14 protein-coding genes are annotated in these 13,137 nt (G+C 72.6%); 6 read left to right on the forward strand and 8 right to left on the reverse strand.

Annotated elements, in window-relative coordinates; all coding sequences use genetic code 11:
- Nucleotides 1–90 precede the first annotated feature (90 nt).
- Entirely contained in the window at nt 91–1,131 is a 1,041-nt protein-coding gene (locus ABZ297_RS16770; RefSeq protein ID WP_355346101.1) for a helix-turn-helix domain-containing protein, read from the reverse strand.
- Nucleotides 1,132–1,203: 72 nt separating this feature from the next.
- Here ABZ297_RS16770 and ABZ297_RS16775 point away from each other — a divergent pair, with 72 nt between their 5' ends.
- Nucleotides 1,204–1,530: a cupin domain-containing protein gene (locus tag ABZ297_RS16775; protein WP_355346104.1), complete on the forward strand. Its 327-nt coding sequence runs from the start codon at nt 1,204–1,206 to the stop codon at nt 1,528–1,530.
- A gap of 5 nt (nt 1,531–1,535) precedes the next feature.
- Here the strand turns inward: ABZ297_RS16775 and ABZ297_RS16780 are convergent, their stop codons facing one another.
- Complete coding sequence (locus tag ABZ297_RS16780; RefSeq protein ID WP_355346107.1) at nt 1,536–2,186, reverse strand: hypothetical protein; 651 nt, start codon at nt 2,184–2,186, stop codon at nt 1,536–1,538.
- Between the two features lie 136 nt (nt 2,187–2,322).
- Here ABZ297_RS16780 and ABZ297_RS16785 point away from each other — a divergent pair, with 136 nt between their 5' ends.
- From ABZ297_RS16785 to ABZ297_RS16795, 3 genes are all read left to right on the forward strand, one after another.
- Nucleotides 2,323–2,745: a hypothetical protein gene (locus tag ABZ297_RS16785; protein WP_355346110.1), complete on the forward strand. Its 423-nt coding sequence runs from the start codon at nt 2,323–2,325 to the stop codon at nt 2,743–2,745.
- A 322-nt stretch (nt 2,746–3,067) separates the two neighbouring features.
- Nucleotides 3,068–3,580 (forward strand): DinB family protein, encoded by a 513-nt coding sequence (locus ABZ297_RS16790; RefSeq protein WP_355346113.1) that lies wholly within the window; start codon nt 3,068–3,070, stop codon nt 3,578–3,580.
- 201 nt (nt 3,581–3,781) lie between these two features.
- Nucleotides 3,782–4,177: a hypothetical protein gene (locus ABZ297_RS16795; protein WP_355346116.1), complete on the forward strand. Its 396-nt coding sequence runs from the start codon at nt 3,782–3,784 to the stop codon at nt 4,175–4,177.
- Nucleotides 4,178–4,241: 64 nt separating this feature from the next.
- On the opposite strand, the gene ABZ297_RS16800 is transcribed toward ABZ297_RS16795, so the two are convergent.
- On the reverse strand, nt 4,242–4,730 hold the full coding sequence (locus ABZ297_RS16800) for a hypothetical protein (RefSeq protein WP_355346119.1): 489 nt from the start codon (nt 4,728–4,730) through the stop codon (nt 4,242–4,244).
- A gap of 154 nt (nt 4,731–4,884) precedes the next feature.
- Nucleotides 4,885–5,649, reverse strand: a complete 765-nt coding sequence (locus ABZ297_RS16805; RefSeq protein WP_355346122.1) for a protein phosphatase 2C domain-containing protein — start codon at nt 5,647–5,649, stop codon at nt 4,885–4,887.
- Nucleotides 5,650–5,928: 279 nt separating this feature from the next.
- Between ABZ297_RS16805 and ABZ297_RS16810 the strand changes: the two genes are divergently transcribed.
- Complete coding sequence (locus ABZ297_RS16810; RefSeq protein WP_355346125.1) at nt 5,929–6,495, forward strand: Chromate resistance protein ChrB; 567 nt, start codon at nt 5,929–5,931, stop codon at nt 6,493–6,495.
- The gene (locus ABZ297_RS16815; protein WP_355346128.1) at nt 6,492–7,667 is read left to right on the forward strand and encodes an MFS transporter; all 1,176 of its coding nucleotides are present in this window, start codon (nt 6,492–6,494) and stop codon (nt 7,665–7,667) included. The genes ABZ297_RS16810 and ABZ297_RS16815 overlap by 4 nt, the downstream gene beginning before the upstream one ends.
- Nucleotide 7,668: 1 nt before the next feature.
- Here the strand turns inward: ABZ297_RS16815 and ABZ297_RS16820 are convergent, their stop codons facing one another.
- From ABZ297_RS16820 to ABZ297_RS16835, 4 genes are all read right to left on the reverse strand, one after another.
- Nucleotides 7,669–8,835 carry a DUF418 domain-containing protein gene (locus ABZ297_RS16820; protein WP_355346131.1) on the reverse strand — a complete coding sequence of 389 codons (1,167 nt, stop codon included), beginning with the start codon at nt 8,833–8,835 and terminating at the stop codon, nt 7,669–7,671.
- A gap of 233 nt (nt 8,836–9,068) precedes the next feature.
- Complete coding sequence (locus ABZ297_RS16825; protein ID WP_355346144.1) at nt 9,069–10,415, reverse strand: glutamine synthetase family protein; 1,347 nt, start codon at nt 10,413–10,415, stop codon at nt 9,069–9,071.
- A 5-nt stretch (nt 10,416–10,420) separates the two neighbouring features.
- Nucleotides 10,421–12,214 (reverse strand): IucA/IucC family protein, encoded by a 1,794-nt coding sequence (locus ABZ297_RS16830; protein WP_355346133.1) that lies wholly within the window; start codon nt 12,212–12,214, stop codon nt 10,421–10,423.
- Nucleotides 12,211–13,137 (reverse strand): SidA/IucD/PvdA family monooxygenase (locus ABZ297_RS16835; protein ID WP_355346136.1); only part of this gene is annotated, 927 nt, incomplete at its 5' end. The genes ABZ297_RS16830 and ABZ297_RS16835, both read right to left, overlap by 4 nt.

The following is a 13,137-nucleotide window of genomic DNA, read 5'->3' on the forward strand; positions in this document are numbered from 1 at the left end:
CGATGGCGCCGACGTCAGGCCGACTGGCGGCCCGTTACGCCCGGCGCGGTTGATCCCGATGGGCCTGGCAGCTGCGCGGCGATTCTTCGCCTAAGTGACGTGTGTCACATACCTGCCCGCTGGTTCGCCAACGCCTTGCACGCTGTCGACCACACCCTCAACGCCTGGGGCCGGTGGGTCCTGATCACGGCCGAAGACGCGCCGGTAGGCGCCCGGCGTGGTGCCGACGGCGGTCCGGAAGCGCCGCCGGAGGTTGACCGCCGACGAGAGGCCGACGCGGGCGGCGATCGCCTCCACCGGCAGGCTGGTCTGCTCCAGGAGCGAGCGCGCGGCGTTGACGCGCTGGCCGAGCAGCCACTGCCCGGGGCTGGTGCCGAGCTGCTGGGCGAACCGGCGGGCGAGGGTCCGGTTCGACAGCCCGGCCCGCTCGGCGAGCCGGGCGACCGTGAGATCCGCGTCCAACCGCGACACGGCCCACTGCAGCAGCGGGGTCAGCGACTCGTCCGCGTCGGCGGGTGTGGGCGGGGCGGCGTACTGGAGCTGGCTGCCCTCCCGGTGCGGCGGCAGCACCATGCTCCGGGCGACCTGGGCGGCGTACGCGGCACCGTGATCATGCCGGACGAGGTGCAGGCACAGGTCGATGCCGGCGCCGGTGCCCGCGCTGGTGGCCACGTCGCCGTGGTCCACGTACAGGACGTCCGCGTCGACCTGCACCTGGGGGAAGGCGGCGGCGAGCTGGGCCGTCCGGCGCCAGTGGGTGGTCGCGCGGCGCCCGTCCAGCAGCCCGGCCTGGGCCAGCACGAAGGCGCCCGTGCAGATCGCCACGATCCGCGCCCCGCGCCGGTGCGCGGCCCGCAGCTCCTCCAGAACCGCTCCCGGTACGGGGTCGCCGGGCGGCTGCCACCCGGGGACGACCACCGTGTCCGCCCGCCGCAGGGCGGTCAGGCCGGCCTCGACCAGCATCGAGTAGCCGGTCGTGGTCCGCAGCGGGCCGGGCTGCTCGGCGCACACCTCGAAGTCGTAGTCGACGGGCAGTTCCGGCCGGACGGTGCCGAAGACCTCGGCGGCGCAGGCGAGTTCGAAGGGCGACTGCGGCTCGTTGAGCAGTGCCACCACCCTATGGCGAGTCATGGCAGAAATGTACCTGGAGATGTCATTCCGGACTCTCGTCCGGATGGGCGGCCACGAGCCACATTTAGCTACATGAGTGACATCACGAACGCGCTGAAGACCGTCGTCCAGGTCGAGGAGGTCGCGCCGGTCGAGGTGGTCCCGGGAATCGTCCGCCGCAGGCTAGCCGCGACCGAGCACGCCCGCGGCTGGCTGATCGACTTCGCCGCCGGAACCGAATGGCCCGAGGTGGACGTGCACGCCAGCGAGGAGCGGTACTACGTGCTGAGCGGGGAGGTGATCGAAGGTGAGGAACGCCACGGGCCCGGCACGTACGTGGTCTTCGCCCCGGGAAGCCGCCATCGGCCCCGCACCGAGACGGGCGCGCGCATTCTCGGAATCACGGTGCTGGCCGGCTGAGAGGTCTACGACCTGGGGGCGCCGTACCAGCGCCAGGCGGTGAGACGAGGACGTCCGGGCAGTTCGCCGCGTCCGGTGGCCCACAGCAGGGTGGGCCAGGGGTCGGTGTTCAGCGGGGCGTCCGGGAACAGCCGGGCGAGCACCCGCGAGCACAGCCCGGAGGGCGGCGCCCAGGCGAGGCCGAGCCCCTCCGCCAGGTCGTGCGTGTGGACCAGGGTCTCCACGAGCCCCATCGCGGCGAACCCCTCAGGGTCCGACGCGCCGTGGACGTGGTGGGCGCGGACGTGCGAGGGCGTCGTCCGCACCATGGCGACCAGCAGCGCGCCGCTCGCCTCCAGCACCTGCAACAGCCCTGGCGGCCCCGCCGCGCGGTCCGCGTGGACGGCGTTCGCGGGGCCGCCTGGCCGGCGGCTCTCCCACACGAAGGGCACGTCGCCGTCCAAGGGCGGCGTCTGGGGGCCCAGCTGGACGGCGTACGCGAAGAGGTCGTCGCTGAGGTGCTCGACGGTCTCCCAGCAGTCCCACTCCAGCGAACCGGCCCGGCGGTCCCACGCCGTGGGAGGCGCCTCACGCAGCACGGCCACGGCGAGCCGCACGGCGAGCTCGAGATCGTCGGCGGTGACGGGGGAGGGGCCGGCTCCGGCAGATCGGGACATGTCAGGACGGTATCGCGACCACGACACCGCAGCTGACACCAGGTCCGCGCTCTCCGCCCACAGCACTGATCACCACCCGTATGATCGCGAAGCCCGGCGCCGGCCTGCGCGCCGTCGTCCCGACCTGAGGATTCTCATGAAGGCCATAGAGCACCCACTGGTCCAGGCGCTGTTGTCCCTGCGCCTCCCCCCGGACCACTTCGTCATCGCCGGCAGCGGGCCGCTGCTCGCCCACGGCATCAAGGACGCCATCGGGGATCTCGACGTGGTCGCCCGCGACGAGGCCTGGTCCACGGCCCTCTCGCTCGGCACGCCGACCTCATCGCCGTTCGGTGAGCACGTGCACAGGGTCGTCCTGCTGGACGGGAAGATCGAGATCTTCAACGGCTGGTTTCCTGAAAGCGGGACCGTCGACGAGTTGATGGATCGCTCCGACGCGATCGACGGCCTCAGGTACGAGTCACTCGACGACATCCGCCGGTGGAAGCGGCGACTCGACCGCCCGAAGGATCGCGCCGACATCGCCCTGATCGAGCGACACATGTCCCGGCTCCGATGACGTTGCCGGGCCCCTTCTTGGGCTTTCCTCCACACCGGCGCCGCCGACACGGTGGTCGCGGCCGTGGCCCGGCGTCGGCGCTGGTCACAGCGTGGCGATCAGCAGGCCGACCACGATCAGAGTCATGATGGCGAAGCGGAGCGCCGGATGTACGCCTCTCAGCGACATGCGTCAACCGTAGGTTGACGTATGGTTTGTGTCAACTCGCGGTTGACGAGAGGGTGGCAGCGGGCGGCCGACTGCGCCGGTGGTCGATCCCGCGCTCTCGTCCGGCGAAAAACCACCTGCGTGCCGGAGGCCCGCTGCGGTAGCCTCGCCGGCCATGACCCCTCCTCGCAATCGCCCCGATTTCACCGCCGACGAGCGGACCCAGCTTGTCGGCTGGCTTGACATGCAGCGCTCGATCATCCACTGGAAGTGCGAAGGGCTGTCCGACGCCGACGCGCACCGGCCCGTCCTGCCCGCCTCGCCGCTGATGACGATGGCGGGCCTCGTCTCCCACATGCGCTGGGTCGAGCACTGCTGGTTCGAGGTGCTCTTCCTCGGCCGCCCGGCCACGGGGCCGCAGTTCGAGGGCGAGGAGGAGGACGCCGACATGATGGTCGAGGGCGTCCCGCTCGCCCAGCTCCTGGAGGAGTACGACCGGCAGTGCGCGGTGTCGAACGAGATCGTCGCCGCCCATTCGCTGGACGACGTGGGCAAGCACCCCGACTTCCGGTCCGCCGCCGGGTCCCTGCGGTGGATGCTGATCCACATGATCGAGGAGACGGCCCGGCACGCCGGTCACGCGGATATCATCCGGGAACTCGTCGACGGCGAGAAGGGGTACTACTGACCGGCTAGGGCCATCCGACGCCCCACCGCCCGCACCGGGGCGCCTCGGGCGTTAGCGGTGCCTGAGATGCGGGAGTCTTACCCTCCGCCTTACTCTCAGAGCCGTCGCAGCGAGTAGTTGATCACGTACATTCTGCGATTGGACGGGTGTCCGCCCGTCCGGCGGGGGTCTTCCGTCTTTCCCTATCGCAGGAGTATGCGCATGTTGCTCGCCAAAGCCACCACGATCGTTCTGACCGGCGCCGCCGTGCTCGGCGCCACACTGACCACCGCGCCCGCGTCGTCTGCGTCGTCTGCGTCGTCCGCGCCCGCCACCGCCGCTCGGGCCGCCGAGTGCGGCGTCCGGGCGGACGCGCGGCTCTACTGCGGGAACAAGGGCGGGGCCAGGGGCTATGAGCACCGGTCCTACGGCTCCTTGATCAGAGGGACGTTGAACACGACCTTCAGCTGGTTCCAGTGCTGGGGCCACGGTGACCCCCACAGCGGCGGCAACGACATCTGGTACTGGACCCAGCTCGACAACGGCCAGTGGGGCAACGTGCCCGCCGTGGACGTCCAAACCACGGTGGACCCCGCGCCTGGCCTGCGGGAGTGCTGACGAGCTCGGCCGCCTGGCGTGCGATCGGCGCCGGTGCCGATCGCACGGCGGCGCTCGACGCACGTCAGGGGATGACGTCTGCCACGATCTTGGTGGCGGCTTTCCGGCAGGTGGAGAGCCGGCCGCTGATGTTCGCCTGGGCGGCCGAGTTGCTGGCGCACAGCCAGCCGCCGACGGTCGCGACCCCGGCGCTGCCCTGTTTGGGGGTGTCTGCCCGGTAGTAGGTGCGGAAGGTCCGCAGGGCGGTGCGGCAGTCGATGCGCCCCGCGGCGACCGCGACCGCGGCCATGGGGCCGCTGCCGGGCGGCTGGATCTCGCCGCACACGGTGCCGGGTCGGGCGAGCGCGGGCCGGGGCGTCGGCGCCTTCGTTTCGGAGGTCCGGGTCTCAGGGTCCTTCGTCTCAGGGTCCTTCGTCTCGGGTGCCTTCGTCTCGGGGGCCTTGGTCTCCGGCAGCGGCGTCCCGGATGCCGGTGGCGGCGACGTGGCGGGGGAGGTCGGTGCCGTCTGGGGCTCCGGCCCGCCTCCGCAGGCAGTCAGGGCCAGCAGTAACACCGAAACGCAGACAATGGCGGGTGGACGCACCAGCAGGACTCCGTGGATCGACGTCGAGGTCCGCGCAGTCTCTCACGCGCCGCCGGTGTGCCGTTCAGCGGTCCCGTCCCGTCAACGGGCCGCGCGCCGCAGGGTTCGCCTGATCCACGAGACTCTACGCGTCCCGGAGGACGGGCACGACCCAGGCGGCCGTCGCGTCGTCGTGCAGCTTGCCGGGCCGTGGGAGGCCGTACGCCCGCTCGGCCGCACGCACCTGGACGAGCAGGCTCGCGGGACCGCTCTCGGACGCCGACGCCAGCAGCTCCTCCCACGACCGGCCGTACCATTCGACCAGGCGGGTGACGCCGTCGGTGAACAGGCCGACGCCGCGGACGCCGGCCACGTCCACCACGCCGGTGAGCGCCTCGGACGCCGCGGCCGGTTCGGTGGAGGCCACCCAGAAGCCGCCCGGCCGGTTCCGCGACGACTCCACCACCGCAAGCGAGTACGGCCTGCCGCCGGGAAGGTGATCCGTGCGGTCGTCGTGGATCACCTCGACGGTGCCGTCCGCGTGCAGCACGCCGATCGGCGAATCGCACAGCACCAGGTATTCGAGCTGGTCACCGGTGCGGCGCAGGATGGAGATCGTGGACGACGGCGAGTTCGGATCTGCCAGGTCGCAGGTGCCGGCGTGCGCGCTCATCGTCGCCGAGATCGCCTCGGCGAGCACCTCCGAGAGAGTCCGCGCGCTCTCGATCCGCTCCATCACCGACCCGGCCAGCGTGCGCACCAGCCACGGCACGTCGTGCACGCAACCCGACGCCACGCCAGGCGCAGGGGTCGCGCCGTCCAGTATCGCGACCCAGCCCGGCCCTGCGATCACGTAGTCCTGGTTGACCGCGCCGGGGGCCGGGGCGGTGGCGTAGCTGACGTGCAGCATCGATCCTCCAAGTGTTGACTTCCTCCCCCTCCTAAAACTAAAGGAGGGGGAGTCCCACCCTCGTTTCGGCAGGTGGACGGCCGGCAGGGTGAGCCACTCAACGAGAAACGCGACGACGGGCAGCGGACCGGCGATCACCCCGCACAGCGGTGACCGCCTCGTCGTGTCGGTCTCCGGCGCTGGACGACGCGGCACCTTCCATGTCTGTCAAGCCGAACTGACGCCAGCGGCTGTGACGATCCAAGCTGGCGAGAATGTAACAGCTGCTACTTTTAGCTTGTGACGAGCGTGAGACAGGACTCCCGGTGGCTGATCCTCGTGATCAGGATTCCGGCTGAGCCGTCGCGGCACCGGGTGGCCGTGTGGCGTGAACTGCGTAAGATCGGAGCGCTGTCGCTGGGCCAGCGCATCTGGGCGGTGCCGGAGATGCCGGTCTTCGCCGACGGAGTGCGCCGCGCCGTCGAACTCACCGAGAGCGCCGCCGGCCAGGTCGTGACACTTCAGGCGTCCGGACGCTCCCCTGAGGACGCCGCCCGCCTGCGGGAGCAGTTCACCGCCGCGCGCTCCGCGGACTGGGCGGAGTTCCTGGCCGACTGCGGCAAGTTCGAGGCGGAGATCGCCAAGGAGATCCGCAACGGCAAGTTCACCCTGGCCGAGCTGGAGGAAGAGGAGCAGAGCCTGGAGCGGCTGCGGCGCTGGCACCGCGACCTCGGCGTGCGGGACGTCTTCGGCGCTCCGGAGGCGGCCGAGGCCGCCGAGCGGCTGAAGCGGTGCCAGGCGGCGTGCGAGGACTACGCGGAGCGGGTCTTCACCGCCCTGCGCCAACTGCCGGGGGAGGAAGCATGAGGGGGCCAGGCCGGGCCATGTGGCCGCTGTACGCGGCCGGGTTCACCACCGCATTCGGCGCGCACGCCGTCGCCGCCAACCTGGGCGGCCTCAGCCACGACGCGGTGACCTCGCTGCTGGTGCTCGGCGGGCTGCTCGCCCTGTACGACGGGGTCGAGGTCCTGCTCAAGCCGGTCTTCGGCACCCTCGCCGACCGCGTCGGCGCACGTCCCGTCCTGATCGGCGGCCTGATCGCCTTCGCCGCCGCCTCCGCGCTGTACGCGGCGGCTGACAGCCCCGGCTGGCTGTGGGCGGCCCGGCTCGGGCAGGGCGCCGCCGCCTCCGCCTTCTCCCCGTCGGCCTCCGCCCTGGTCGCCCGGCTCAACCCGGCCGCCAAGCGCGGTCGCGCCGTCGGCGGTTACGGCTTCTACAAGTCCATCGGCTACACGCTCGGCCCGTTGCTCGGCGGCGTCCTGGTGTGGGCCGGCGGGCTGCGACTGCTGTTCGCGGTGACGGCGGTGCTCGGCGCCGGCGTCGCGGCCTGGGCCGCCCTCGCCGTCCCCGCCGTGCCTCCGCTGCCGCGCGCCCGTCAGACCGTGCTGGACCTGGCCAGGCGGCTGACCGCGTCCTGGTTCCTCGTGCCGACCGCGGCCCTCGCCGGCGCGACCGCCGCCCTGTCGGTCGGAGTCGGGTTCCTGCCCGTCTCCGGCGCGGCCGCCGGGCTCGGCACCGTGGCCACCGGCGCCGCCGTCTCCGTCCTGGCCGCCTGCGCCGCGCTCGTCCAGCCGGCGGCCGGACGGGCACTGGACACCGGGCGGCTGTCCACCCGTGCCGGCCTGGTGGCCGGGCTGCTGGCCACCGCCGCCGGGCTGGCCTGCGCGACGCTGCCCGGCCTGCCCGGCATCCTGGCGGGGGCGGCCCTGATCGGCGCCGGCACCGGGCTGATCACCCCGCTCGGGTTCGCCGCCCTGGCCGCCTCGACCCCGCAGGAGCGCCTGGGCCAGACCATGGGCTCGGCCGAGCTCGGCCGCGAGCTCGGCGACGCCGGCGGCCCGCTCCTGGTCGCCACGGTCGCGACGTTCTCCACTCTCGCCCTCGGCTTCGCGGCCCTCGCCGCGCTCCTGGCCGCCGGGCCGGTCGTCGCCCTCGTGATCCTCGTGGCACGCCGCCGCACGACGTCCTCGCCCTCCTAGGTCACCCACGGACGGACGGCGCCTTCTCCCTCGACGGCCGGCCCGCTGCTTCCGCGCGCTTCGCCCAGGGCGCCTGGTAGGCCCACTGCCAGGCCAGCTCCAGCGGCCCGCGCTCGAACCGGCGCAGCCACAGCGAGCTCAGCACGACGAACAGCAGGCAGACCCCGGCCCACGCCCCGGGCACCCACCACGGGCGCAGCCAGTCGAGCTGGGAGGCCAGGCCCAGGCCCCAGCCGTAGCAGAGCGCGCTGGCGGCCAGGTTCTGGAAGACGTAGCAGGACAGCGCCGTGCGTCCGACGTTCGAGACGGCCCTGCGGACCACCCCCGGCGAGCCGCTCATGCCGAGGACGATCGAGGTGATGGCCCCCAGCAGGCCCAGGGCGACCAGCGGCGCCAGGATGTAGCGGTCGACGGCGAACCAGGCGGGGCCCGCGTAGGAGGTGAGCAGGTTCAGCGGCGCGGCGATCCCGAGCCCGATGACGGTCAGCTTCCTGCGCAGGCCCGCGCCGCGCTCGTCGAACACGCCGGCGCGCAGCAGCCGGGCGCCGAGCAGGAACAGCACGATGCCCATCGGAATGATGAAGATCAGTTCCGACCGGTAGAGGGGCAGCTGCTGGAGGCGGGAGGCGACCTGGTCGGTCCAGCTGCCCTGGCTGTAGAGGGTGGTGGGGATGGAGCGGAAGGCGGTGTCGCCCGCGGCCAGCAGGCCCAGCGTCATGAGGCTCACCAGGGCGACGAGCGTCGCCCCCGCGCTGATCATCCAGATCCGTACCGTGCGTTCGCTCCTGCCGATCAGGTACGCGACGATCATGGAGGTGATCGCGTACCCCATCAGCACGTCGAACTCGAAGATCAGGACGTAGTGCAGCGCCCCCTCGAGGAACAGCAGGGTCGCGCGCCAGAGATACCTGCCGGGCCAGGTCATCCCCTTGCGCACCGCGCTTCGGTACTGCAGTTCGAGGCCGATGCCGAACAGCAGGGTCAGCAGGCCGAGGAACTTTCCGTTGGACAGGAACCGCAGGAACGTTTCCACCACGCCGATGTGGCCGCCGAACCCCATCAGCTCCGCCGGGCCGCCGGGGTTGGTGAAGATCCAGATGTTCGTCCCGAGCGTGCCCATGATCGCCACGCCTCGTAACACGTCCAGTGCGTCTATGCGTCTCGTCATGCTTTCCAGCCTCGCTGCTCGCAAGCCCGCCTACCTCGTACCACCAGGCGAAAACGGTCGTACATCCATCGATGTACGACCTCCGTCTTTGGACGGCGAGGGCCGGGCGGCGCCTACGCCGATCGGTGGTGTTTCGCTCGGTTCCGTCCCGGTCGCGGAGGAGCTGCCGGGACGCGCTCGCACACAGCTACCACGTAGCAGGGGAGAATCCCCGCCTCAGGGCGGAGAGGACGTCAAAGGCGTTCGAACCCGCGGACCCGCTCCCAGTCGGTGACCGCCGACTCGAAGGCCGCCAGCTCCGCGCGGGCGGCTTGTGCGTAGTGCCGGACGACGTCGTCACCGAAGACCTTGACGGCGATCTCGCTGGACTCCCACCGGTGCAGCCCCTCGGCGAGCGTGCCCGGCAGGCGCGGCACCGAGGGGTCGGCCAGCGCGTTGGCGGCGTGCGGAGCCGACAGGGGCAGCCGGTTGTCGACCCCGTGCAGCCCCGCGGCCACGACGGCGGCCACGGCCAGGTACGGATTGGCGTCCCCGCCGGGCACCCGGTGCTCGATGCGCAGCGACGCGCCCGAGCCGACCACGCGGATCGGGCAGGTGCGGTTGTCGCGCCCCCAGCTGACGCCGGTGGGGGCGAACGCGCCCGGCCGCAGCCGCTTGTAGGAGTTGACGTTCGGCGCCATCAGCAGCGCGAAGTCGGGGAGGCAGGCGAGCTGCCCGGCCACGAAGTGCCGCATCAGTTGCGACATGCCGCCGTCCGCCGCCTCGTCCGCGAACACGGGTGTGCCGTCCGTGCCGCGCAGCGACAGGTGGACGTGGCACGAGTTGCCCTCGCCCTGGTCGAACTTGGGCATGAAGGACAGTGCGCGGCCTTCCTGCGCGGCGATCTGCTTGGCGCCGTCCTTGAAGAAGACGTGGTTGTCGCAGGTGGCCATCGCCTCGTCGTAGCGGAAGACGATCTCGTACTGGCCGGTGTGGCACTCCGCCCGTGCGGTCTCCATCCGCAGGCCGGCGCGCACCATCTCGCGGCGGATGCGGCGCACCACCGGCTCGATGCCGGACAGCCCCTGCAACGCGTAGTCGACGTTGTGGCGGGTCGCCGGGGCCAGCCCCTGGTAGCGGCGCTCCCAGGCGTCCTGGTAGGAGTCGCGGAAGACCAGGAACTCCAGCTCGGTGCCGGTGAACGCGGTCAGGCCGCGTCCGGCGAGCCGGGCCAGCTGGGCGGCCAGCACCCTGCGCGGCGCCACCTCGACAGGCGCGCCGCCCGGCCAGGCGGCGTCGGCGAGGACGAGCGCGGTGCCCGGGTCCCACGGCAGGGCGCGCAGCGTGGCGGGGTCGGGGTGCAGCAGGAAGTCGCCGAAGCCGGTGTTCCACGCGTCGATGGCGTAACCGGGGCCGGTGCCCATGTCGACGTCGCAGGCCAGCAGGTAGACGCAGGCGCCGAAGCCGTGCCTGGCCGCCTCCTCCAGGAAGTACGGCACCGCGAGCCTGCTGCCCTGCAGGCGTCCCTGGAGGTCGGGAACGGCGACGATCACCTCCTCGACGCGGCCGGCTCCGGCCTCGGCGCGCAGCCACGCGTACATGTCGGTCACATCCGCTCCTCGAAGACGGCCAGCGGGTTGGGGACGGCGCCATGGACGACGTCGAAGCCCTCGTCACGCTCGGCACGGTCGTGGAAGGCCCCGCCGAGCAGCTGTTCGCGGTTCAGCGCCACCCGGTCGAACTCCGGCGCGAGCAGGCCGAACGCCTCGAACCGGTCGGTGAGCTCGGGGAAGCGCGCGTGGTAGCGCTCGATCTCGGCGCGGACCATGCCCCAGAAGTCCCGCTCGGGTACGCCGAGATGCTCCTCGGCCAGCGGGGCGAAGAACCGGAAGTGCCCCGCGAAGACGGCGCTGAGCAGCGAGTGCGCCAGGTCACGGGCGGGCCGGCGCAGCAGCACGGCTCTGCCGCGCGCCGACAGGGCGGCGTACTCCGGACGGTCGTCCGGCAGCAGGTTGACGTCCTCGGCGAAGTCCTTCAACGCGATGCCGATGGGGACGTCGGCGGCGTCGTACAGGACGACGGTGTTCTCGCCGTGCGGGCAGAAGGCCACACCGTAGCGGTAGAGGTAGTGCAGCAGACCGGGCAGCAGGCCCGCGAACAGGCGGGCCAGCCACGCCGACGGCGCGAGCCCCGACCGTTCGACGAGCTCGGCCACCAGCGCGCGACCGTCCGAGCCGACCGTGAGCAGCGACGCCATGGTGCGGGCCCGCTCGCCGTCGCGGAGCAGCGCCGCCACCGGCTCGCGCCACACCGCGCCGAACAGCTCGTGGTAGCGGTACGGCGCGTCGCCCACGGCCTCGTACAACGGGTGGCGCACGGCGACGGCGGCGACCTCGCCGAGCGGATGGAGACGCAGCTCGTCGCGCAGGTACGGGTCGGCGTCGCGGATCCCGTGCAGCCAGGCGCTCACGTCGGGCGCGGCCCCGGTCGGCTCGGCGGGCAGGCCGCGCCACACCAGCGTGTTGCGGATGAGGAGCGGCACCTTCACGTTGCGGTGCCGCGGATGGTCGAGATTGGCGAGCGTGCGGACGGACTGGAGGGGACGGTAACGGTCAGGGCCCTGCCCGAGCAGGACGATCCGGCCGTCGGCGCGGTAGGGGGCGAACAGAGGCTCGACCGCTTCGTCCCAGTGGAAGGGGTGGACGGGCAGCCAGCTGAAGTCGGCCGGGTCCAGGCCGCTGCCCGCGCAACCGCTCTCCAGGACGGCCGCGAACCGCTCGCGGGTCCGCCCGTCGAGTTCGTCTGCCAGCAGCGTGCCGGCGTCCAGCCCGGGGACACCGGAGTATCCGGAAAGGGAGGTGTGCACCGCCGCCCAGAGCAGGCGTACGACGCCCGCCGCCTCGGGGGCGTAGGCGGCCGCGTCGGAGGCGGAGAAGCCCAACCGGCCCTTGTTCAGCACCATGCAGGGGTGGCCGTCCTGGTGCGCCTCCAGGTCGAGGTGGTCGAGGTCGGCGAGCCGGGCCGCGGGCAGTGCGCGGGAGAGGAGCTCGGCGTCGGCTCGGCGGGTGGCGGTCAGCTCGCGCAGCACCTCGGCCGTGGTGGGGCCGTCCCAGCCCAGCGTCGCGCGGGCGTCGAGCAGGAGCCGCTCGGGCCCGGCCTCGCCGTCGGCGGGGTGCCTGCGCAGGGTGCCGCCCACGAGACGCCACGTCCCGAAGGTGCCGCGTCCGGCGCGGAACGTCCAGCGCACTCCGTCGCCCAGGTCCAGCCGGTAGGCGTCGGGGCGGCCGCCGTCCGGGTCGGGCCGCGGGACGAGCAGCTCCTCGTAGGCGAACTCCTCGACCGCCTTGGCGAGCAGCCGCCGGCCCGCGCGTACCCAGGCGTCGCGGATCGGGGGGTTCATCGGTGGCTCTCCTCTGCGTGCGCGAAGGCGGACATGGGGTCGGCGGGCGCCGTCCGCGACGCTGTCTGCGGCCCTGTCTGCGGCCCTGTCTCCGGCCCTGTCTGCGGCCCTGTTTGCGGCGCTGTCTGCGGCGCGGTCTGTGGCGCTCCGAAGGTCGTCCACGCGGCCCGGGAGGGGACGGGAAGCACGGTGCGCCCGGTGGCCGCGTTGAGGATCGTCGCCGCGCGCCACGCGCCGAGAGTCAGGTCGGGCGCGCCCACGCCGTGCGTGTGCGTCTCGGCGTTCTGCACGTACAGGGAGCCGGAGACCCGCGGGTCGAGCGTCACCCGGTACTCGCCGTCGACCTGGTAGCGGCCCTGGGAATCCCAGTCGACCAGGTCGGCGAGCGGGTCGAGCAGGGCGGGCCGGGCCGCCGCGTACCCGGTGGCCAGCACCACGGCCGAGGTGCGCAGTGCGAAGCTCGTCCCCTGCTCGCGGTGGCGGCAGGTCAGCAGGTAGCCGGCTCCGTCCGCGGACGCCGCGGTGACCTCCACGCCCGGGTGCAGCGCCGCGCGCGGCTCGGCGCCGCCGATGGTCCGCTCGTACAGCTCGTCGTGGATGTCGGCCAGCGTGTCCTCGCTGACGCCCTTGTACAGCTGCCACTGCTCGCGCACGAGCCGCTCACGGGTGGCCTCGGGCAGGCCGCGGAAGTAGCGGACGTAGTCAGGGGTGAAGTGCTCCAGGCCGATCTTCGAGTACTCCATGGGGGCGAACGCGGGGGTGCGTGCCAGCCAGCGGACGAACGGCCCGCTGCCCTGCCCGTCCTGGTGCCGCAGCAGGTCGAGCACGACCTCCGCGCCCGACTGCCCCGCGCCGATCACCGTGACGTCGTCCGCGGCGGCCAGCCCGGTCCGGTGCGCCCGGTAGTCGGCGCTGTGCAGCAC

This window comes from Nonomuraea sp. NPDC005983, from assembly GCF_040614375.1.
In the GTDB taxonomy this organism is placed as follows: domain Bacteria; phylum Actinomycetota; class Actinomycetes; order Streptosporangiales; family Streptosporangiaceae; genus Nonomuraea.